Annotated in this window: 21 protein-coding genes, 1 pseudogene and 1 riboswitch; of the genes and pseudogenes, 7 read left to right on the top strand and 15 right to left on the bottom strand. The window is 32.7% G+C overall.

What is annotated here, in order from left to right:
* The 5 genes and pseudogenes from OEA66_RS20565 to namA all read right to left on the bottom strand — a co-directional run.
* A pseudogene (locus OEA66_RS20565) lies at window positions 1-146 on the bottom strand (type VI secretion system tube protein TssD); the annotation flags it as partial.
* Window positions 147-500: 354 nt separating this feature from the next.
* Window positions 501-1,319, bottom strand: coding sequence for a GLPGLI family protein (locus OEA66_RS18790; protein WP_267282846.1), 819 nt, complete (start codon window positions 1,317-1,319; stop codon window positions 501-503).
* Between the two features lie 115 nt (window positions 1,320-1,434).
* Window positions 1,435-1,767, bottom strand: coding sequence for a CCC motif membrane protein (locus OEA66_RS18785; protein WP_267282845.1), 333 nt, complete (start codon window positions 1,765-1,767; stop codon window positions 1,435-1,437).
* Between the two features lie 21 nt (window positions 1,768-1,788).
* A complete protein-coding gene (locus tag OEA66_RS18780; protein ID WP_267282844.1) occupies window positions 1,789-2,079 on the bottom strand; it encodes a DUF2752 domain-containing protein in 291 nt (96 codons plus the stop codon).
* A gap of 27 nt (window positions 2,080-2,106) precedes the next feature.
* Window positions 2,107-3,159 carry an NADPH dehydrogenase NamA gene (gene namA / locus OEA66_RS18775; protein WP_267282843.1) on the bottom strand — a complete coding sequence of 351 codons (1,053 nt, stop codon included), beginning with the start codon at window positions 3,157-3,159 and terminating at the stop codon, window positions 2,107-2,109.
* 108 nt (window positions 3,160-3,267) lie between these two features.
* On the opposite strand from namA, the gene cdd reads away from it, so the two are divergent.
* From cdd to OEA66_RS18760, 3 genes are all read left to right on the top strand, one after another.
* Window positions 3,268-3,750: a cytidine deaminase gene (cdd, locus tag OEA66_RS18770; RefSeq protein WP_267282842.1), complete on the top strand. Its 483-nt coding sequence runs from the start codon at window positions 3,268-3,270 to the stop codon at window positions 3,748-3,750.
* 142 nt (window positions 3,751-3,892) lie between these two features.
* A riboswitch (cobalamin riboswitch) is annotated at window positions 3,893-4,071 on the top strand.
* A 35-nt stretch (window positions 4,072-4,106) separates the two neighbouring features.
* Window positions 4,107-5,945 carry a TonB-dependent receptor plug domain-containing protein gene (locus OEA66_RS18765; protein WP_267282841.1) on the top strand — a complete coding sequence of 613 codons (1,839 nt, stop codon included), beginning with the start codon at window positions 4,107-4,109 and terminating at the stop codon, window positions 5,943-5,945.
* A gap of 12 nt (window positions 5,946-5,957) precedes the next feature.
* Window positions 5,958-7,016, top strand: coding sequence for a YncE family protein (locus OEA66_RS18760; protein ID WP_267282840.1), 1,059 nt, complete (start codon window positions 5,958-5,960; stop codon window positions 7,014-7,016).
* 68 nt (window positions 7,017-7,084) lie between these two features.
* Here the strand turns inward: OEA66_RS18760 and OEA66_RS18755 are convergent, their stop codons facing one another.
* The 10 genes from OEA66_RS18755 to gldB all read right to left on the bottom strand — a co-directional run bounded on the left by OEA66_RS18755 (window position 7,085) and on the right by gldB (window position 17,090).
* A complete protein-coding gene (locus OEA66_RS18755) occupies window positions 7,085-9,418 on the bottom strand; it encodes a hypothetical protein (RefSeq protein ID WP_267282839.1) in 2,334 nt (777 codons plus the stop codon).
* Window positions 9,378-10,424, bottom strand: a complete 1,047-nt coding sequence (locus OEA66_RS18750) for a hypothetical protein (RefSeq protein WP_267282838.1) — start codon at window positions 10,422-10,424, stop codon at window positions 9,378-9,380. The genes OEA66_RS18755 and OEA66_RS18750 overlap by 41 nt, the downstream gene beginning before the upstream one ends.
* A 178-nt stretch (window positions 10,425-10,602) precedes the next feature.
* Entirely contained in the window at window positions 10,603-12,024 is a 1,422-nt protein-coding gene (locus OEA66_RS18745; RefSeq protein ID WP_267282837.1) for a CCA tRNA nucleotidyltransferase, read from the bottom strand.
* A gap of 172 nt (window positions 12,025-12,196) precedes the next feature.
* On the bottom strand, window positions 12,197-12,745 hold the full coding sequence (locus tag OEA66_RS18740) for an L-threonylcarbamoyladenylate synthase (protein WP_267282836.1): 549 nt from the start codon (window positions 12,743-12,745) through the stop codon (window positions 12,197-12,199).
* Window positions 12,721-13,086, bottom strand: a complete 366-nt coding sequence (locus OEA66_RS18735; RefSeq protein WP_267282835.1) for a hypothetical protein — start codon at window positions 13,084-13,086, stop codon at window positions 12,721-12,723. The genes OEA66_RS18740 and OEA66_RS18735 overlap by 25 nt, the downstream gene beginning before the upstream one ends.
* Window positions 13,087-13,157: 71 nt before the next feature.
* On the bottom strand, window positions 13,158-13,703 hold the full coding sequence (locus OEA66_RS18730) for a DinB family protein (RefSeq protein ID WP_267282834.1): 546 nt from the start codon (window positions 13,701-13,703) through the stop codon (window positions 13,158-13,160).
* A gap of 64 nt (window positions 13,704-13,767) precedes the next feature.
* Window positions 13,768-14,214: a GNAT family N-acetyltransferase gene (locus OEA66_RS18725; RefSeq protein WP_267282833.1), complete on the bottom strand. Its 447-nt coding sequence runs from the start codon at window positions 14,212-14,214 to the stop codon at window positions 13,768-13,770.
* A 216-nt stretch (window positions 14,215-14,430) separates the two neighbouring features.
* Complete coding sequence (locus tag OEA66_RS18720; RefSeq protein WP_267282832.1) at window positions 14,431-15,570, bottom strand: cystathionine gamma-synthase; 1,140 nt, start codon at window positions 15,568-15,570, stop codon at window positions 14,431-14,433.
* Between the two features lie 99 nt (window positions 15,571-15,669).
* Window positions 15,670-15,996, bottom strand: a complete 327-nt coding sequence (gene gldC, locus OEA66_RS18715; protein WP_267264364.1) for a gliding motility protein GldC — start codon at window positions 15,994-15,996, stop codon at window positions 15,670-15,672.
* 107 nt (window positions 15,997-16,103) lie between these two features.
* Window positions 16,104-17,090 carry a gliding motility lipoprotein GldB gene (gene gldB, locus OEA66_RS18710; protein ID WP_267282831.1) on the bottom strand — a complete coding sequence of 329 codons (987 nt, stop codon included), beginning with the start codon at window positions 17,088-17,090 and terminating at the stop codon, window positions 16,104-16,106.
* Window positions 17,091-17,197: 107 nt separating this feature from the next.
* Here gldB and OEA66_RS18705 point away from each other — a divergent pair, with 107 nt between their 5' ends.
* The 4 genes from OEA66_RS18705 (at window position 17,198) to OEA66_RS18690 (ending at window position 19,570) form a co-directional block, all read left to right on the top strand.
* Window positions 17,198-17,743 (top strand): GNAT family N-acetyltransferase, encoded by a 546-nt coding sequence (locus tag OEA66_RS18705; RefSeq protein ID WP_267282830.1) that lies wholly within the window; start codon window positions 17,198-17,200, stop codon window positions 17,741-17,743.
* 12 nt (window positions 17,744-17,755) lie between these two features.
* Entirely contained in the window at window positions 17,756-18,547 is a 792-nt protein-coding gene (gene nadE / locus OEA66_RS18700) for an NAD(+) synthase (RefSeq protein WP_267282829.1), read from the top strand.
* 115 nt (window positions 18,548-18,662) lie between these two features.
* Window positions 18,663-19,145, top strand: coding sequence for a ribonuclease domain-containing protein (locus OEA66_RS18695; protein WP_267282828.1), 483 nt, complete (start codon window positions 18,663-18,665; stop codon window positions 19,143-19,145).
* Between the two features lie 119 nt (window positions 19,146-19,264).
* A complete protein-coding gene (locus OEA66_RS18690; RefSeq protein WP_267282827.1) occupies window positions 19,265-19,570 on the top strand; it encodes a barstar family protein in 306 nt (101 codons plus the stop codon).
* The last annotated feature ends 26 nt before the right edge of the window (window positions 19,571-19,596 follow it).

Here is a 19,596-nt window from a genome sequence, read left to right as displayed (position 1 = left end):
ATTGTTAATTTGATGATTGCATTAGATGGATCTGAAGCTACTCTACCTGAAACGTCTGTAGATCTTGAAACGCTGTAATTCAGCTTTAATAATTTCTGTCCTTCGCTACCGTTGAATTTTAAGATTCCTCTTGAATTTGCTGCCATGATAAGTAAATTTATTCGTTAATATTTTGTGATTTCTATACTTCAAAGATAGAACCAACGTTTTTAAAATTTACATTTCAAAGACAATATCTGAGATTTTGTAGTAATTCTACGATTTCATGTCGTAAAACTACGACACCTTCTAAATCATTAAAAATTAAACCTTTCTTTACAAATATTTTTTTTAGTTTTAATATTTATTCCGTCTTTTTAGACAGAATATTCTGTACTATTTTTGCACTCTTTGTGATCATTTTCATCTGTAATATAAACAGTGGCTCCAAGAGTTACAATGAAAAGGCTTCCTAAAAAAATTAAGGATTACTTTGCCTTCATGATAGTTTAAATTAAAAATTAGTTAGGATACGGGATTGCTTTATCCAATTCTAATGGACTGTAATAATTTTTGATGCTTTTCTGAATTGATTTTCTTTTTTGATCAAGCTGCTCTACTGTTGTTACTTTTTCTCCCTGAAAAGTAATGTTTCCTCCGTTTTTTAGTATTTTTCTGCCTTCAGAAACAGGATCATTATAATAATTTATTTTTACGTCATGATATTGTTTTCTATTCACACGAATTGGTTGAGTTCCATAATGTGTTTCTAAAAACTTCTTCGTATCAAAATCTTCATTAAGTTTTTTAATTTTAATTAAAGTATAAGAGAAATCTTTATTTTGATCATTTAACTCAAATATTAATCCCGGCAAACCTCTGAATTTATATGGACCTTCCTGAAAAGGAATTGCTGTACAAAACCAGGCTGTCCAAAATCTTCCGCCAAAATTCGTTGTAGCTTTTTGAAGTGTATATTCACCAGATTTCTTAGTTTCTTTTTCAATTTTCCAACCCATTTCATCTTTAGAAGTAATACTGAAATAATCGAACATACTGTCGTGAAACTCAGTATTCTCAAAACTGTTCGTTTTTCTAATAACTAATTGATCGACCTGAGTATTATAAAACTGATTGACATTATTTCTTTTACCAATAGAATCTGCCTCAATAAAACCATAATCATAAAACTTCACCTCATCTTTAGTAACATCTAAAACCATGTTTATCTTAACGTTCTTAGTATATTTTTTCAGGTCGAGCTCATAAATAAATCTATTGGTTTGCGAAAAACCGATACTGAAAATTAAAAGAAAAAGGAGTTTAATTAATTTATTCATATTAAAAACAGGTTGCTATTATAAGACAAAGATAATTTTTAATTCTCTTTACATTGAAAAATTAAATAAAAAAGACTGCATTTCTGCAGTCTTATAAAATTTATTTGAAAAATTATTATTGTCCCATCAATTCTCTGATACGTTCCTGCATTAATTGTTGATCTGAAAGAGCTTCCCATCCGAAAACAGAAATCATTACAATATTTAAAATAAGATACAGCGCACTTAGTGACAAACCTATAATACAAAGAATTTTCCCCGTATTAAGATTGTTGTAATCTGAGTACATTGTTGGATTTGCTTGGTACAATGCATTATCTTTTTTGTAAAGAACAAGGCCGATAATTCCGGCAATAAGCCCTACAACTCCATAGCAACAACATCCTACAATTGAGACGATTCCTAAAACAAGTACCGCCGTAGCATTTGGTAATTTTTGTTGATTCATAATTTATTTTTAATGTTTAGTTTAATAGTAAATGAAAAAATGTTTATAAAAATAAGAAAAAACCATTATTACAGAATTAATTATTGCTAAAAAAATTAAAACCTGACCGTAATTTCTTTTTTTGTCGATAAAGTTAAGTCCCACAAAGCAGAAAAACAACAATAAAGTGTAAACTGCCGGAAACATTTGAAATGCCTCAGAAAATTTACCCTGAAAAACCATTACAATAGCTCTTTGAGTTCCGCAACCGAAACATTCTATTCCCAAAAACTTTTTGCTGGGACATGGAAGCATGAAATCTTCTATATGCATTGTCGTTTTTTAAATTCGCAGCTAAAATTAAGAAGAAATTTTCGCTCTCAAATACTGATGTGGAAAAAAACATTCTTCTTTCGTTTCAAAAGAACCGTGAACCGCCAAATATGGGTTTCTTAAAATTTCTCTTGCCACAAATATTAAATCAGCTTCACCGTTTTGCAAAATTTCTTCCGCCTGTTCAGTTTTTGTGATTAAACCAACCGCTCCGGTTTTTACATTTGCCTTATTTCTCACCGCCGAAGAAAAAGGAACCTGATAACCATCAAAAACAGAAATTTTTGCTCCGTGAATATTTCCACCACTTGAAACATCAACTAAATCGACATTGTGGTCTTTTAAAATTTTAGATAATTCTACACTTTCATCAATATCCCAACCATTTTCTGCATATTCCGTTCCGGAAATTCTTACAAAAAGGGCTACATTTTCATTCAATTCTTCATTGACAGCATTTACAATTTCAATTAAAAATCTGATTCTGTTTTCAAAATTTCCTCCGTATTCATCGGTTCTCACATTGGAAAGTGGTGATAAAAACTGATGAATTAAATACCCATGAGCTGCGTGAATTTCAACAACATCAAAACCAGCATCTACAGCACGTTTTGCAGCATTTTTAAAATTCTGAATCTGTTCTTTAATTTCCTCTAAAGTTAATACATGCGGAATTCTCTCCGTCGGATGATAAGGAATAGGACTTGGCGCAATAGTTTCCCAACCTTCTTCAAGAGAAATTTGTTTATTTTCCCATGTAGAACCTTTTCTTCCTGCATGAGCAATCTGAATTCCTATTTTACTCTCGGAATTTTTGTGTACAAATTCTACAATTTTCTGAAGTTTTTCGGCTTGTTCGTCATTCCAAATTCCCATGCAATGATTGGTAATTCTGCCTTTCGGTTCTACTCCACTTGCTTCTACGATGAGAAGTCCGGTTCCACCTTGAGAACGACTTCCGTAATGAACAAAATGAAAATCGTTAGCCAAACCATTTTCTGCGGAATACATACACATAGGCGACATTACCCAACGGTTTTTCAGCTCTACATTTCTAAATTTTATAGGAGAATATAACATTGAATTTATTTTTTTAAATGTTTAAAATTACGATTTACTATCGTAACAAAGATATTGCCAGCTTCATCAAAAAGGTTTACTTTTATGCCCCTTTTTACGCAAGCAAAAATGAAAAAAGATATAAAAATCAATTACGAACATTTCAAAAGCAGGAACGAACTTACCGAAGTTGAAAATAGGCTTTTTGAAAAAGCAATTCAGGCAAGAGAAAATGCTTATGCTCCCTACTCCAACTTCTTTGTAGGTTGCGCAGTGTTGCTGGAAAATGGTGAAATTTTCTCAGGAAACAATCAGGAAAATGCAGCTTTTCCTTCCGGACTTTGTGCTGAAAGAACTGCTTTATTCTGGATTGGAGCTAATTTTCCGAATCAGGTTGTTAAAAAAATATTTGTTGTAGGCGGGCCTAAAGAGTTTTCAGAGAAAAATCCACCAATTCCACCTTGTGGCGCTTGTCGACAAAGTATTATTGAATATGAAACGAAACAAAATGAAAATATTGAATTGTATTTTTCTAATCTAAATGATGAAGTGATTAAAGTGAGTTCTATCAAAGATTTGCTTCCTTTTTATTTTGACGGAACGTTTTTGTAAGGTTTTCCCACGGATTGCACAGATTAACACAGATGATTGAAAATATAATCTTTGTATTTTTTGCGGTTAAAAATTTTAATCTAATGAATTACAAGATTTTACTTTAGCTTTAATAAAACTTAATCTTTCTTTTCAAAAAAACTATATTTGCAAAAATTTTGGTTTCTAAGAGATTGGAACTAAGAGGGAATTGGGTGGAAATCCCAAACTGTCCCCGCAACTGTAAATCGCAACCTTATTTTCTACAAAAAACCACTGTCAAAAACGGGAAGGTGTAGTAAAAGCGAAAGTCAGGAGACCTGCCGAAATTTTAAATATTAATAAATGATTGCTTTCGGAGGAAAGGCAAATATGACATGATTTTAAAAAAAGCATTTATCCTACTTTCTGTGTCTTCATGCCTGACAATTTATTATAGTCAGGAAAAAATCATCGACACGGTTTATGTATTTGATAATCAGATGAAAAAAGTAAAACTTTTTCATTCGTTAAATACTTTATCTCCAGAAGATATTCAAAAAAATTCGTCTAACCTTTCTGAGGTTTTACGTTTCCAATCGCCTGTTTACATCAAAGAAAATGGTCGCGGAGCAGTTTCTTCACCTTCTTTCAGAGGAACAACGGCTCAACAGACTGCTTTTGTGTGGAACGGAATTAATATTAATTCTCAGTTTTTAGGACAGGGTGACATTAATAATATTGCACTTTTCGGGTATGACCAAATGGACATAAAATCCGGTGGCGGAAGTGTGATTTACGGAAGCGGAGCAATTGGCGGAAGTATTCATTTAAATAATAACCTGAGCTTCAATAATGGTTTTAGCGGGTTATTTAACTCTGAAGCTGCATCTTTCGGAACTTATAATAATTTTTTGAAAGCAGCTTACAGTAATGATAGATTCAGTTTTAAAGCTTCTGGAAATTATCTGATTAGCGAAAACAATTACGAAGTACCTGAAAAAAATAATTACATCAACAGAAACGGAAAGTTTTACAATACAACTTTCAATTTTGGTGCTGCTTATAAGATTGCCAATCATCAGACAATTTCATGGCAAAGTCAGTTTTATGACGCTACTCAGAATTACAGAATTCTTGAAGAGAACGGGAATAAGACAAGTTATAATGCGCAGACTATGAGAAGTCTTCTTTCTTGGGACATTAATAAATCTAAAATTTCAAACAGTTTAAAAGCAGCTTACACGGAAGATAATTTCCAGTATTTTGGGGTTTACAACGCTCCTTTTACGAGCGGCGGAATTAATAAAAATTACATTTTTAAAAATGATTTCAATTATTTTATTATTCCTAAACTGAATATCAATGTAATTGGTGAATTTCAGCAAAATCAGGGAGAAGGTTTAGGAGATTCGAAAATAGAGAAGGTAAGTAGAAATGTTGGTTCAGCTGCGGGTTTATTAAGATATTTCGCAATGTCTAATCTACGATTTGAAGCTGGAATTAAACAAGATTTTGTTGAAAATATAGACTCACCTCTCCTCTACTCTTTTTCAGGAAAATGGAAAGCAAATAGTTGGTATCAGGTTAATTTAAACGTATCAAAAAACTTCAGATTTCCATCATTTAATGATTTATATTGGAATCCGGGAGGAAATCTTAATCTTAAATCAGAAACTTCAGTTCAGGCAGATATGAATCATGAATTTAGTGTGGCAGGTTTTACACTAAGTTTAAATCCATATTACATGAAAATCGACAATATGATTCGTTGGTTACCAACTGCGTTTGGTTATTGGGCTCCTGTTAATACCGACAAAGTAGAATCTTACGGTCTGGAATCTCAGCTCAGTTATCAAAAAAGTTTTAATAAAAATCATTCTGTAAAGCTAACTGCAGGATATGTTTATACAAAATCCGTAGATTTGGCAACTCAAAAACAGCTGACGTATGTTCCGTTGCATAAAGTTTCTTCGAATATAGATTATCAATACAAATTTTTGAAATTTTACGCACAGGGAATGTTTAACGGATTAACTTATACGACTTCTGATGAGAGTAAAAAATATGCTATTTATCCTTATTTTGTAATGAATGCGGGAGTTTCGACAACAATTTTAAAAAAATACACTTTAGGATTTAAAGTAAACAATATTACAGATACTGTCTATGAAACGGTAGATTATTATCCGCTTCCAAAAAGGAATTACAGTGTCAACACAACAATAAATTTTTAAAACAATAATATTATGAAATTAAACAGACTATTACAGTTTATTTTTGGATTCGTCCTGTTATTTTCGATTTCGTGTACTTCGGATTATGAGGAGATTATCCCGGAAATTAATTACAATAACGGATTTTTAGTTACCAATGAAGGTAATTTTGGAAAACCAAATGCTGATGTAACTTTTGTTACTAAAGATCTAAGCCTGATGCAGGATGACATCTATAAAGCAAAAAACAACAACGAAAACTTAGGTGATGTACTTCAGACAATGGTTTTCAATGGTGATAAAGCGTATCTTTTGTTGAATAATTCAAACAAAATTCAGGTAGTAGACCGAGTTACATTTAAAAAATCTGGAGAAATTACAGCTCAATTAGACAACCCTCGTTACATGGCAGTTGCTAATGGAAATCTATATGTTTCTAATGATAAATATGCAGGTGGAAAGTTTGTAAATGTTTACAAATTATCTGATAACTCATTTGTAAAGAAAATTGATTTTGCATCAACAAGTACAGTTGAAAGAATTGTAGAAGCAGGAGGAAATATTTTTGTGCAAAACACTAATTCTTTCAATCCGGGAACTACAATTACAAAAATCAATACCACTTCAAATACGATTGATGCTACACCGATTCAGGTACCAAACGGAACTAACATCAACAGAATTATTTCTTACAACAACAGTGTTTATGCAATTGCTGAAGGAACTTCGAATTCGTACATTCACCAAATTCCTGCAACCGGAGGAACTATCACCACGACAACATTGACAGGAATTGAAAAAGGAACGAATCTTCAAATTGACGGAGGCAGATTTTATTTCAGTTCTAAGAATAAAATTTATTCTATGGTGATGACCGCTACAACTGCTCCTACATCACCACTTATTACAGCAGTAGATGGAGGAGATTATTTTACACTTTACGGGTTCAATGTAATAGACGGAAGAATTTTCACAATAGATGTAAAAGGATTTACAGCGCCAAGCGAAATCACTGTTTATACAACTGCAGGAGCTGCAGTCAGCAAATTTAAAGCTGGAATGGGAGCAAACGGAGTTTACAAAAACTATTAATCTCTGATTTTTCTAAAAATAAAAAAATGCGGTTTCTTATGAAGCCGCATTTTTTATTTCTACTAATATTATCTTCTCGCTTTAAAATAAGCTTTAAAAGATTCACAACCGCTGATCATATCTTCATACTGATTTGAATATTTACTTTTAAGATCCTGATAATATTTATTTTGTTCAAATCTTACATTCTCATAGTTATCAGTTTGAAAAGAAGAATTTATCGTATTCTCAATATTAAAATCGTAGCTGTAGTTTTCACATCTTCCCTGCATTCTCAGGCACAACGCTTTAAATTTATCGGTTTGAGCATTTTCTAAGGCTTTGCCATAATAGAATTTTGCTAGACCGGCTGTATTAAATTCCTGATTATCTTCCCGAATAGAATAATTTCCTGCAGAACTGACAGAATATCTTCTCATCATCCATGCATTGCCATATTGCGACATATTGTAGTAACAGATTGCCACCAGGAAATAATAGTAATCCCTATCTTTTTCTTTCAGATTATTGGCTTTATTCAGATATTCTATAAGCTTTCTGGTCACCGAAACTTTATTCACTCTGAAATGTTCTTTTTCAGGAATAAAATCCGGAGTATATTTTAAATGATAAAAAGGATTCTGATCAAAAACTTTGCTGGATGAATAGTAATTGTCTTTACCATCTCTTTCCCAAAGTGAATACTGTGCATTAAAATAATTTTCGCCGAGTTTATTAAACGCATGCAAAGCTAAATTCAGTTTATTTTGCCGGATGTATTTTGTTCCTAATAAATCATATAAAGAATTGATTTCTGACTGATCAACCGAATAAAAATTTCTGTAAAATGAATCCGTGTTATTATTTAAAACTTTAATTTTATCAATAAAACCCGAAACCTGTTCAGGCGAATATACCGCATCTAAATAATCAAAATAGTCAACATAATAAGTACCGAAAGTATGATGGGAATTCTTTAAAGATTTATAGTAGACGAAATTATAATCATCTTTTGAGCGAATCAAAGAAGCATATAAAAGTGCAGCGTCATCAGTGTTTCCCAAATATTCTAATTCTCTGCCTAAAGCAAATATAAAATGTTTGTTATCTTTATTTTTAATGATAATTTCTTTCGCCGCATCTGGAATTTCAGCATTTACATAATTTTGATTAGCGAAAAGATTTAAAGCTTTTATCATTTCAACATTATTCCGCATGAGATTTTGAGCGGGTAAAATTCGTTCCAGTTCTTCAATTTGATTTAAACTTTCAGTATATTTTTTTGTCATAAATAAAAGTTCGGCTCTTGTATATTTCCAGAAATTCGGATTTTCAACTTTAGACAAGTCAACTGAATCGATGAATTCCAAAACCTGTTTTGCATATGCTCTGTCAACATCTGAACGTTCTAAAATTTTACGTTCATTTTCATTTTCAGAATCACTTCCCCAATAATCATCATTTGTAGAAAAAAGAGAATAATAAGGAGTGAAAACCCAATCTTCAAGCTTACTCAATTCACGATAAAGCAAAAAACTTAATCCATCATAACCTGGGTTTTCAGCATAAATCTGTTTAATATTTTCTAAATTTTTATCCGGATTATAAAGACCGTAAAGCAGTAAAACATTTGCTTTTTCTTTTTCATTTTTAGCCAAATTTAAAACATCATTTATTGGAACTTTCGACGCAAAATATTGCCATGAAACAAAACGTTTTGCCGGACTTGCAGCAAAAACTTTTGCAAAATAAAGATTCTTTAAAGCTGGATTGGGCTCTGAAATGGCCTTAAAATATAAAGCCCAAACATCAATAACACTGTTTACATGATCTTCAGAAAAATATTGACCATAAACCTTTTCAATACTTTTCATATCCTTATTGTAAAAAGCCAGACGAATTGCCAAAAATGCATATCTTTTTTTGAATTCTGGTTTTCTGCTTTTTGAAGCTAAAACAGTTGCTTTGTTTAATAAATCATTTCGCTTTGTAATAGCAGAATATTCGTTTCTTTCCCACGGATCATCTTGCCAAGTATTGAAATACTCACAATTTTTGGCAAATTTCAAATAATTGATTGCCTCAATATCTTTTTTGGAATATAAATAATGAAGAAAAGGATTCACAGAATTTTCCTGAATATCAGAAAAACTAAAATCCTCCAAAACCGTTGAAATATCTGTGAGAATAACTTTATTATCACAATATTTTCTCCACAATTTCTCGTTATCGTGATTGGAATTTACAGCTTCAGAATTTTGTTCAAAACTTAAAGCGGAGTAATAAAAAGATGAATAGGCCTGATAAGAAAAGTTCTTAGGATTCAGAAAATAAAACCGGACATCTTCCCCGTAAGGATAAAAACCGCATGCTGAAAAAACGCTACTTAATAAAATCGCTGTAAAAATGACTAATTTCTTCATCGCTGTAATTGTTAAGTTGATTTTCGTCTAAATGAAAAAGTGTCACAGTAATTTCTTTATCAAACTTGATATTTTTCTTGATAATCGAAATAGCTTTAATGATTTTATCTGCCGTTATTTCCTCATATTTTATCTTGTCGCCCACTCTCAGATATGTTTCATAATTTATCACGGTATCTTTCTGTACTTCGTACCAGAGTGGTTTTATCTCCTTTAAATGTGGTTTAATATCTTTCACATCATACAGAACACCCGTAAACTGATTGTTTTGGTAAACCTGCATCCACGAATACACCGGAAGCGCAACATCCAGATGCAACGGATATTTTTTTCCGGTATTCAGATAACTTTCCAGCTCTTTGAGATCGAGGATTGAATTTTTAGACTGATCCGCCAACGGATTAATTAGATTATAACACATCAAAGTCACTTTATCAACCGGTGGAACGCCCATTTTATTGGGATATTTGTATGGATACAATCTCAAAGTAGCTGAAATCACTTTTTGCGAAATCGGCTTTAGTTTTTTTAAAAAATAAAAATATTTATCCTTTGTAGAAGCCGTCCAATCGCAGTCAATCTGGATTTCTGAGACTTTTAAAGAATCTAATCTTTCGATTGCGTATTTATTGATTAGAAAGTTGACATTGTCTGCCAGTTTATCCAAATCCTTCTCATTACTTTTCTGAAAAACAATATTTTTAATATAAACTGTCGGAATAATTTCATAGAAACTTGTAGATTTTTCATCACAATAAGAATTCAGTGAAAAACCGGTTTTAGAAATAGGAAAACTTCCCATTGCATCCGTATAATCGACCTCGAAAAATTTCACATATAATTTCTTAATATTTTGATTAATCAAAATATCTTTTTCTTTATTAGAACTAGAAGGATAATCATTAGATTTCCAGTAATAGAAAGCGTTTTCTACTTTTTCTACTTTTGTATTCCCACAGGAAAAAATCAGAAAAAGTAAAGGCAGGATCAAGAAGATTTTTTTCACCAATAAAATTTTAAATATTAAACAAAATTGAGCTGGAACTTTAGCAAATGTAATAACAAAATCGTTAGGCTTAGATTTTTTTTAACAAAATTTTAAGATTTATTGATGGTTAAATTTCAAAACAAAAAAAGCAACAGATGAAAATCTATTGCTTTATAATTTATTTAATAATAAGATTTTAAGCTAAAGTCAATCCTAATTTCTCAGCTTCAGTAATCACAAATTGTCTTGCTTCTTCACTGTCATTTCCGATCTCACCTTCCAGAATCGCTTCCTTCACTTTTTCCTTTAAAATTCCAATCTCACGTCCGGGTTTTAGGTTAAACATTGCCATTATTTCTTCTCCGGAAATTGGCGGCTGGAAATTTCTTACCTGATCTTTTTCTTCAACCTCTTTTATTTTAACTGCAACATATTGGAAATTTTTCTTAAACCTTTCCTGTTTGCGGGAATTTTTAGTCGTGATATCCGCTTTGCAAAGTGTGAACAGATCTTCCATATCTTCGCCGGCATCAAACAACAGTCTTCTCAGCGCCGAATCTGAAGCATCATCGGTGACCAGTGCAATAGGACGTGAAGACAGTTTCACCATTTTCTGAACGTATTTCATATCGGCATTCAACGGTAATTTCAGTTTCTGAAATAAGGTCTTTACCATTTTTGAACCTAAAAATTCGTGCCCATGGAAAGTCCAGCCTGTTCCATCAACGAATTTCTTTGTCGGAGCTTTTCCGATGTCGTGTAGCAGTGCTGCCCAGCGAAGCCAAAGGTTATCTGTGTTTTCGGAAATATTATCGACCACTTCTAAAGTGTGGTAAAAATTGTCTTTATGCGTTTGCCCCTCAACTTCTTCTACACCCTTCAGATCAATCAGTTCAGGAATAATTAATTTCATTAAACCCGTTTCTTCCATTAATTTTAAACCAACAGAAGGTTTTTTTGAGAGCATAATTTTATTAAACTCCACCATGATTCTTTCCATAGAAACAATTTTGATTCTTTCCGCTTCCTGTCTGATAGCATTGAGAGAATTTTCTTCAATGGTAAAATTTAAAGTGGAGGCAAAACGAACTGCTCGCATCATTCTTAACGGATCGTCAGAATAGGTTTGCGCAGGTTCTAAAGGTGTTCTGAGAATTTCTTTTTGTAAATCTCCAATTCCGTCAAAAGGATCAATCAGGTCACCAAAATTGTCTTTATTAAGAGAGATTGCCATCGCATTAATAGTAAAATCTCTTCTTTTCTGGTCGTCTTCAATGGTTCCGCCTTCTACCTCTGGTTTTCTGCTGTCTTCGGTATAGCTTTCTTTTCTGGCACCAACAAATTCCAACTCCAAATCTTTATAACGAATCATTGCCGTTCCGTATGTTTTAAACACGGAAACTTTCATTTTAGGATCGATTTCTTTTCCTACGTTTTGAGCTAATTCAATTCCGCTTTGTTCAGTCACAAAATCAATATCGGTAGATGCTTTTCTTTTCATTAAAAGATCGCGCACATAACCTCCAACGATGTACACCGATTGGTTATTGGCCGCAGCGACTTCAGAAATGATCTTAAAAAGTTTTAGGTTTTGATTTTGATTGAGGTTGATGAACATTTTTTAAAAGATGTTAGATATTAGATGTTAGATATTAGATTTACAATCACTTTCATAGTTGTGAATCTTGATCTAATGTAGAACCACTAAAAATCAAATTTTGAGGTCTAAAAACTCAATTTCTAATTCTTAATGGCTATGGAGTTTTGCAAAGATAATTAAATATAAAATTTTATTCTCTAAGAATTTTTATTCTATTGTCGCTCCAGATTTTGATTACGGAAGATCCTGAATACTCCGAAACTTTTTCTCTGTTTTCTTCCACCGCAAAATCTACCAAATCAATAATTTCTTTCGAAATATCGGAGAATTTCAAAGGACTTTTATCTCCACTAAAATTGGCTGAAGTTGAAACTAAAGGCTTGTTCAGTTTTGTAATCAACTTTTTGCAGTAAAGATCTTTTACGAGACGAATCCCAATACTTCCGTCTTCTGCCAACAATTCTTTCGGTAAACCTTTGGGGCTTTGGTAAACGATTGTCACTGGTTTTTCACTTAAATCCATAATTTCCCACGCCATTTCAGGAACGTCAACTAGATCCTGCAATCTCTTCTCTGTTTCTACCAAAATAATCATGGATTTATTTTTTTCACGTTTTTTGATGTCGAAAATTTTGTTGATAGCTTCTATGTTCGTTGCGTCACAACCAATTCCCCAGATGGTGTCTGTAGGATAAAGTATTGTGCCGCCGGATTTTAATATGTTGATGATGTTTTCCATTTTTTAATTTTTATAAATATTGAGTAGAAAGTTGCAAATAAAATTGAAAACAACCATAAAAAATAGCCTGATTTCAACTCAGTGATTGGAGCTATTCGTCCACTTTTTGTCATAGTTAAATTTTCAAAAAATAGGAATGTAAATGCAAGAAAAGAAGAAATAATTAATGGGAAAATTGATTTATCATTCTTTTTAAATAATAAAAACAACCCAAAAATCAATAATGGATTGGCAAACCAAATACAGCCTTCCAAAAATCCTCCAGCTATAAAATGAGCCCCGCCAAATAATAGAGCAGAATAAGAAGGATAATTAATTTCCCCGAAATATTGATAAATCATACAATCTTGAGTGAGTGATATCAAAAAGATTAACACACTAATTAGAATTACAATATTTGTTTTTGATGGTATCACAAATTTGGCAAGTATCTTTCTTCAATCACATTCAAATGATGAATATTATGTCCAACAATCAATTTCCCAATTGTTTCTGCTGAAATTTGGTTTCCATTAGCGGTTCCTATATTATTTAAGACTAAAGGATTCAATGTTTCCAGTAAAATCAGAGAAGAGTTTCTTATTAGTTGATACTCTTCAATCAAAGAATCTAAGCTCCTTTCGTTTGCAAAAGAGTTTTGAGCATACAATTCTTCATCAAAACCAGGCAAATTCTTTTTTTCACCTCTTGCAATAGCCAAAATTCTGTATTGAAAAACTCTTTCCGTATCAGATAAATGAAGAAGTACTTCCTTTAAAGTCCATTTTCCTTCTGCATAAGCGTACTTTGATTGTTCTTCTGTTAAATAAGAATATAGGGAAACAGTTTTTTCACCAACCTTTTTTAATTCTTCCAACCAGTTTTCTGATGGAATTAAATCTAAATATCTCTGGATGTATTTTTCGAAATCTGTCATATAATATGAGTAATAAGCAATTGGTAATATTCTAGTGTACAATGTATCAGTTTAGCAATGTAATAATCAAAAAATTGGTAAACTGATACATTGGTAGATTGTTAGATTATGAAATTTTCCATTCATAGAAATTCACTTCATCATAGATTTCAAATCCACAAGATGGGTAGAGTTTATTTCCGATGTCGTTTGATTTTCCGGTTTCGAGGAGAATTCCTGCTGAATTGGTAGATTTTGCCAGTTCTTTGGCTTCTTCGATTAATTCTTTTGAAAAACCTTTTCCACGATAGTTTTCGTTGACGAACAAATCATTCAACAGCCAATATCTTTTCATTCTTGTTGAAGAAAACAACGGATACAGTTGTACAAAACCAACTAAATGATCTTTACTTTCAGCAACAAAAATTTCAGAATCTTTGTTCTTTATTCTTTCCTTTAAAAAATCTTCAGATGCAGAAATATCCGATTCTTTGTGATAAAAAATCCTGTATTGATCAAACAGTTCAGCCAATTGAGGTAAGTCCTGAAGGGTAGCCTTTCTTGTATTTTTCATTTTAAAATTTAATTAAAAATAAGTGATTGCCTACTTTACATATCTAAAATCATTTGTCTATGTGATATTTTACCACAAAGTGCACAAAGGTTTTTCACAAGGTTCACAGGGCATTGTGCTCTTTGTGAAATTCTTAGTGTTCCTTGTGGTGAAAAGACAATATGAAAATAAATACACAAACATCCGCTGTGAGACGGATGTTGATGATTTGTTATTTTAAGAAAATGCTTTTTCTAAATCTGCAATCAAATCTTCTGCATCTTCGATTCCAACGCTCAAACGAACTAAATCATCAGTAATACCCAATTCTGCACGTTTTTCTGCAGGGATGGAAGCATGAGTCATCAAAGCCGGATGATTGGCCAAAGATTCTACTCCACCTAGAGATTCAGCCAAAGTAAATACTCTCACTTTCTCTAAAAACTTAATCGCATCTTCCTTTTTTCCGGATTTGAAAGTGAAAGAAACCATTCCTCCAAAATCTTTCATCTGAGCTTTTGCCAATTCATATTGAGGATGAGATTCCAATCCTGGATAAATAACTTGCGCAACTGCAGGATGAGATTCTAAATATTTAGCTACCGCCATTCCGTTTTCAGAATGTCTCTGAACTCTTAATGCCAATGTTTTAATTCCTCTTAAAACCAAGTAAGAATCGTGAGGTCCCAAAATTCCACCGCTTGCAAACTGAATAAAGTGAAGTTTTTCTCCCAATTCAGCATCTTTTGCAATCAAAGCTCCTGCGATAACATCAGAGTGACCACCCAAATATTTTGTTGCTGAGTGCATTACGATATCAGCTCCCAAATCGATTGGTCTCTGAAGATATGGAGTTGCAAATGTATTGTCAACGGCAACCAGAATATCTTTTCCTTTTGCGATTTCCACCACTGCTTTGATGTCAACCAGTTTCATCAATGGATTAGTAGGAGTTTCCACCCAGATCAATTTGGTTTTATCAGTAATCACATCTGCGATTTTTGAAACATCATCAAAATTCACGAAGGTAAATTTCAACTGATACTTTTCAAAAAGTCTGGTAAACATTCTGTAAGTTCCACCGTATAAATCATCCACCGCAACCACTTCATCGCCTGGATTTAATAATTTTAAGACACAGTCAATTGCAGCCAGACCAGAACCGAAAGCTAACCCCCTTGATCCGTTTTCTATACTTGCCAAAGAGTCTTCTAGAGCCTGTCTTGTAGGGTTGGCCGCTCTTGAATATTCGTATCCTGAATGTACTCCCGGACTTTTTTGTGCGAAAGTGGATGTTAAAAAAACAGGAACATTCACAGAACCTGTCGCAGATTCGTGATGTTGTCCTCCGTGTATAACTTTTGTATTGAAATTCATTGTTTTATAATTTAATAATTTGAGAATTTGAGAATTTGAAAAATGTCAACGTTGTGTATAATTTTCAAATTTTCTCATTATCACATTTTCAAATTGATTTTACATTTTTATAGCTGATTTAATTGCAAATTCTTCTGCGATTTGCTCAATCCATGTTGCAACATCATCTTCTCCTGTTGCTCTTTGATAGGTATTTCCCATTGAAAGCAAAATCTGGTGCATAAACATTTTCATTTGATCAACAGGCATTTCTTTTGTCCAAAGGTCAATTCTTAAAGCTTCTGAAGCTTTCTCATCCCAAACAGAAATCATCACTGCTTTTGTTTCTTCTTTTTCTACTCCGCCATCTTCAGCATTCCATGTCATTTTTTCAGGAATGTGATTTTCATCCAGCTCTACATCTATCGTTATCTGAGTCTTTCTCATTTTTCTATTTTTCTAATATTTTAATTATTTGTTGGGTTTGGGCTGTGAGTTGACTGCTTTTAATATTACTTTACTCCATCAACTTTCAACAAAAAAAATCAACAAATTTATTCTTCTAATTTCGGTTTGTATCCCGTTTTATTAAAGATTTCCGTGGCATCCATTTTAAGGAAATCGGTTAATTTTGTATCAGGATTTTTATTTAAATATTCTTTGCAAATCTGCCATCCGGTAAAAACACCAACCATTGGTGAAGATTCGTTGTCAATTTCAGTATAAAATTTTGAAAAAGGTCCAGGATTGATGAAACGGTCTACCAAACGATGATCATCACCAAAAATCAAGTTATTTTCAACAAAATAATTGTAAATATTGGCTTCGTTTGCCACTGCCCAATCATATTGTTTTTTATCATAATCCATTTTCAGATAATCCGGAGTTTCGGGAAGAAAAGCATCCTGAAGCAACATTATTTTTCCATTGTATACTAAAAGATCGATAAATTTTTGGTGATCTGTTGAAAAAGGAGCAATCTGTTCTGCAAAAATTCTTGAAACTTTAGGAACAATATTGTTTGGATTCATTGATTTCTGAAAATAAGTCTCTAAACCTTTATAATTTGCATTATTAGTACCCATAAAACCGCTTACATCAATAAAAAGAAAATTGGTTTTATCATCATAAAAAATCGGATCCTGAATCATCTGTAATGTCGACGAAAACAAATAAACTTTCGGAGTTTTAAATGCCGGAAAATAATATTTGATGTGCGAGAATAAATCCTGAAGCTCTTTTTGAAGTTTTGCCTGATCGATTTTTGAGATTGCTTCCTTGTAAATCTTTACTTCATCAGGATTCACTCTGTTTTTGGCAAAATCTGCATCAGAAACGGTTCCCTGAAACCACGGAAATTTAGCTTTAAACTGCTCCAAAGGAACATTCGCATCGTAAAATTCTTTTGAAATATCGGTAATCTCTACTTTTTCGGCAGGATTTTTTATCTCAATTTTCCAGTTGGTCTCCTCCCCTTTTTTACAAGAGTTTAAACTTAAAACTAAAAGGCATGAAAGTGCTGCAATTCTAAAAATCTTCATTATTTTTACATGAAATTTAAGTTTACAAAAATAAGGATATTAATATAAACTTATGCTGAAAAAGGTTTTTTTTGTGGCTATAAAAATTATATCACAATCTTAAAAATATGACTAACCAAAAGATGAATATTTATCTTGAAACAAAAAGACTGATTTTAAGAAAATTTGAAGAAGCAGATTATGAACGCCTTTTCCTTCTCGATTCTGACCCTGAAGTCATGAAATATATTGGTATGCCTGTACTTTCAAAAGTTGAAGAATCAAAAAAAGTGGTAAAAATGATTATGCAGCAATATAAAGATAACGGTTTGGGAAGACTTGCCGTTATCGAAAAAGAAAGTGGGCTTCTCATTGGCTGGAGCGGAATAAAATTAAATACATCTGAAGTAAACGGATATCACAATTTCTATGAACTGGGTTACCGTTTTTTACCTGAAACATGGGGAAAGGGTTATGCTACAGAATCGGGAAAAGCTTCCTTGAATTATGGTTTCAATGATCTGAAAGCCGAAATAGTTTATGCATATGCACATTCTGGAAATCTGGCTTCAAACCATATCTTAACAAAACTCGGATTTGAAAAAACAGGTGAGTTTACCGAACCAGACGGAATTTGTTTCTGGTACGAACTTAAAAAAGAAAATTTTAAATAATAAAAATATATAATGCAGACACAAAAAGTAATTGATTATATCGTAGAATGGTTGAAAGATTATGCCGAAAAATCAGGAGTAAAAGGTTATGTTATCGGAGTTTCGGGCGGTGTAGATTCCGGGGTGGTTTCTACTTTGGCAGCAATGACAGGTTTAAAAACTTTGTTGATCGAAATGCCGATTCGCCAGAAAGAAGATCAGGTAAACCGAGCTTGGGAACACATGGATGATTTAAAATCTAAATTCCCAAATGTTGAAGCAATGTCTGTAAATCTTACTCCTGCTTTTGAAGAACTATACAAAACTTTTGACGTTCATGATGATGAATTTCCAAACGAAAAACTGGCTTTTGCCAATACGAGATCGCGTCTGAGAATGCTTACTTTATACTATTACGGACAAATCAATGGTCTTTTGGTTTGCGGAACCGGAAATAAAGTAGAAGATTTCGGAATTGGTTTTTATACAAAATATGGCGACGGCGGTGTTGATATCTCTCCTATTGCTGATCTTTATAAAACTGAAGTCTATGCATTGGCCAAGGCTTTAAATTTAGTAAAAAACATTCAGGAAGCTATTCCTACAGACGGACTTTGGGATGCAGAAAGAACTGATGAAATGCAGATTGGAGCTACTTATCCTGAACTGGAAAAAATCCAAAAAGAATGGGGAACAAAAACTGAAGCAGATTACAGCGGAAGAGATTTGGAGGTGTTCAAGATTTTCAGCAGGATGAATAAAGCTGCACAGCATAAAATCAATCCGATTCCTGTGTGCGACATTTCGGAAGAATGGAGAGCATAAAAGTGAATTTTGCTTTGCAAGTGAATTGTCAGTTGTGAATTTTTGCAATTCTATTTGTATATTTAAAATTGACAATTCACTAACAAAGTTAAATTAACCATTGATATAAAAAAACATGAATCCTAAAATCCGTTCGCTTTTCTTTGCCTGTCTCGGACTTCTTTTCGGAATGTCGGTGATGTATATTTATAATAATTTCATTGCTGAGAAAAAACCGCAACCCAAGACTGAAAAGGTTTCAGAAGCATCCATTAATCAATCTGTTCAGCAATCAATAGATGCTCTCACGAATGAAAACACTGTGATTAGTTATATTAAACAAAATAATCAGCTTCCCGATTATTATATAACAAAGAATGAAGCTAAAAAACAGGGTTGGAATCCTTCTCAGGGAAATCTTTGTGAAGTGCTTCCAGGGAAAGCTATCGGTGGAGATTACTTTGGAAACCGTGAAGGAAAGCTTCCAAAAGATGAAAAGTATTTTGAAGCCGATGTCAATTACCATTGCGGAAACAGAAATTCGGATCGAATTGTTTTTACCAAAAATGGTGAAGTGTATTTAACGAAAGATCATTATAAGAGTTTTGAGAAGAAGTAATATTATTGCGGGATGCGAAAATCTTTATTGTTTTAATGAAATCGTTATGGAGATTGCTTCGTTACTCGCAATGACATCAACAAAAATCCTACATTTGCACGTCATTAATAAATAAAACTATGAGCACAACATACATCGACTTTACAGAAATCGGAGATTACGAAGATTTTTATACTCAACTAAAAGAAAAGATAAAACTTCCAGAACATTTCGGAGATAATCTGGATGCACTTTCTGATGTTATTTCAGGTGAACTTGAAATGCCACTTCACATCGAATTTGTAAATTTAAGCGTCGATCAGCTTGAACTCTTTGAAGATCTGCTGATTACCTTAGAAGATGCAGAAGAGGAAGTAGAAGATTTCACTTTCACTTATTTTCTTGAGCAATATGAAAATGAGGACGAGGAAATTGATGAGCAATAAATTTCAAATTATAAAAAGCAATCCCC

This window comes from Chryseobacterium luquanense (assembly GCF_026460945.1).
Classification (GTDB): domain Bacteria; phylum Bacteroidota; class Bacteroidia; order Flavobacteriales; family Weeksellaceae; genus Chryseobacterium; species Chryseobacterium luquanense.
The sequence above is the reverse complement of the archived record's forward strand: the minus strand, read 5'-3'. Positions and strand labels throughout refer to the sequence as shown.

Bases quoted from the DNA above. Each gene is read 5' to 3' on its own strand.
- OEA66_RS18790 (WP_267282846.1), bottom strand. From the start codon at position 1,319: ATGAATAAATTAATTAAACTCCTTTTTCTTTTAATTTTCAGTATCGGT.
- OEA66_RS18690 (WP_267282827.1), top strand. From the start codon at position 19,265: ATGAGCACAACATACATCGACTTTACAGAAATCGGAGATTACGAAGAT.
- OEA66_RS18745 (WP_267282837.1), bottom strand. From the start codon at position 12,024: ATGTTCATCAACCTCAATCAAAATCAAAACCTAAAACTTTTTAAGATC.
- OEA66_RS18785 (WP_267282845.1), bottom strand. From the start codon at position 1,767: ATGAATCAACAAAAATTACCAAATGCTACGGCGGTACTTGTTTTAGGA.
- OEA66_RS18705 (WP_267282830.1), top strand. From the start codon at position 17,198: ATGACTAACCAAAAGATGAATATTTATCTTGAAACAAAAAGACTGATT.
- OEA66_RS18735 (WP_267282835.1), bottom strand. From the start codon at position 13,086: ATGATTTATCAATATTTCGGGGAAATTAATTATCCTTCTTATTCTGCT.
- OEA66_RS18765 (WP_267282841.1), top strand. From the start codon at position 4,107: ATGATTTTAAAAAAAGCATTTATCCTACTTTCTGTGTCTTCATGCCTG.
- OEA66_RS18695 (WP_267282828.1), top strand. From the start codon at position 18,663: ATGAATCCTAAAATCCGTTCGCTTTTCTTTGCCTGTCTCGGACTTCTT.
- namA (WP_267282843.1), bottom strand. From the start codon at position 3,159: ATGTTATATTCTCCTATAAAATTTAGAAATGTAGAGCTGAAAAACCGT.
- OEA66_RS18720 (WP_267282832.1), bottom strand. From the start codon at position 15,570: ATGAATTTCAATACAAAAGTTATACACGGAGGACAACATCACGAATCT.
- nadE (WP_267282829.1), top strand. From the start codon at position 17,756: ATGCAGACACAAAAAGTAATTGATTATATCGTAGAATGGTTGAAAGAT.
- OEA66_RS18780 (WP_267282844.1), bottom strand. From the start codon at position 2,079: ATGCATATAGAAGATTTCATGCTTCCATGTCCCAGCAAAAAGTTTTTG.
- OEA66_RS18725 (WP_267282833.1), bottom strand. From the start codon at position 14,214: ATGAAAAATACAAGAAAGGCTACCCTTCAGGACTTACCTCAATTGGCT.
- OEA66_RS18755 (WP_267282839.1), bottom strand. From the start codon at position 9,418: ATGAAGAAATTAGTCATTTTTACAGCGATTTTATTAAGTAGCGTTTTT.
- OEA66_RS18760 (WP_267282840.1), top strand. From the start codon at position 5,958: ATGAAATTAAACAGACTATTACAGTTTATTTTTGGATTCGTCCTGTTA.
- gldB (WP_267282831.1), bottom strand. From the start codon at position 17,090: ATGAAGATTTTTAGAATTGCAGCACTTTCATGCCTTTTAGTTTTAAGT.
- cdd (WP_267282842.1), top strand. From the start codon at position 3,268: ATGAAAAAAGATATAAAAATCAATTACGAACATTTCAAAAGCAGGAAC.
- gldC (WP_267264364.1), bottom strand. From the start codon at position 15,996: ATGAGAAAGACTCAGATAACGATAGATGTAGAGCTGGATGAAAATCAC.
- OEA66_RS18740 (WP_267282836.1), bottom strand. From the start codon at position 12,745: ATGGAAAACATCATCAACATATTAAAATCCGGCGGCACAATACTTTAT.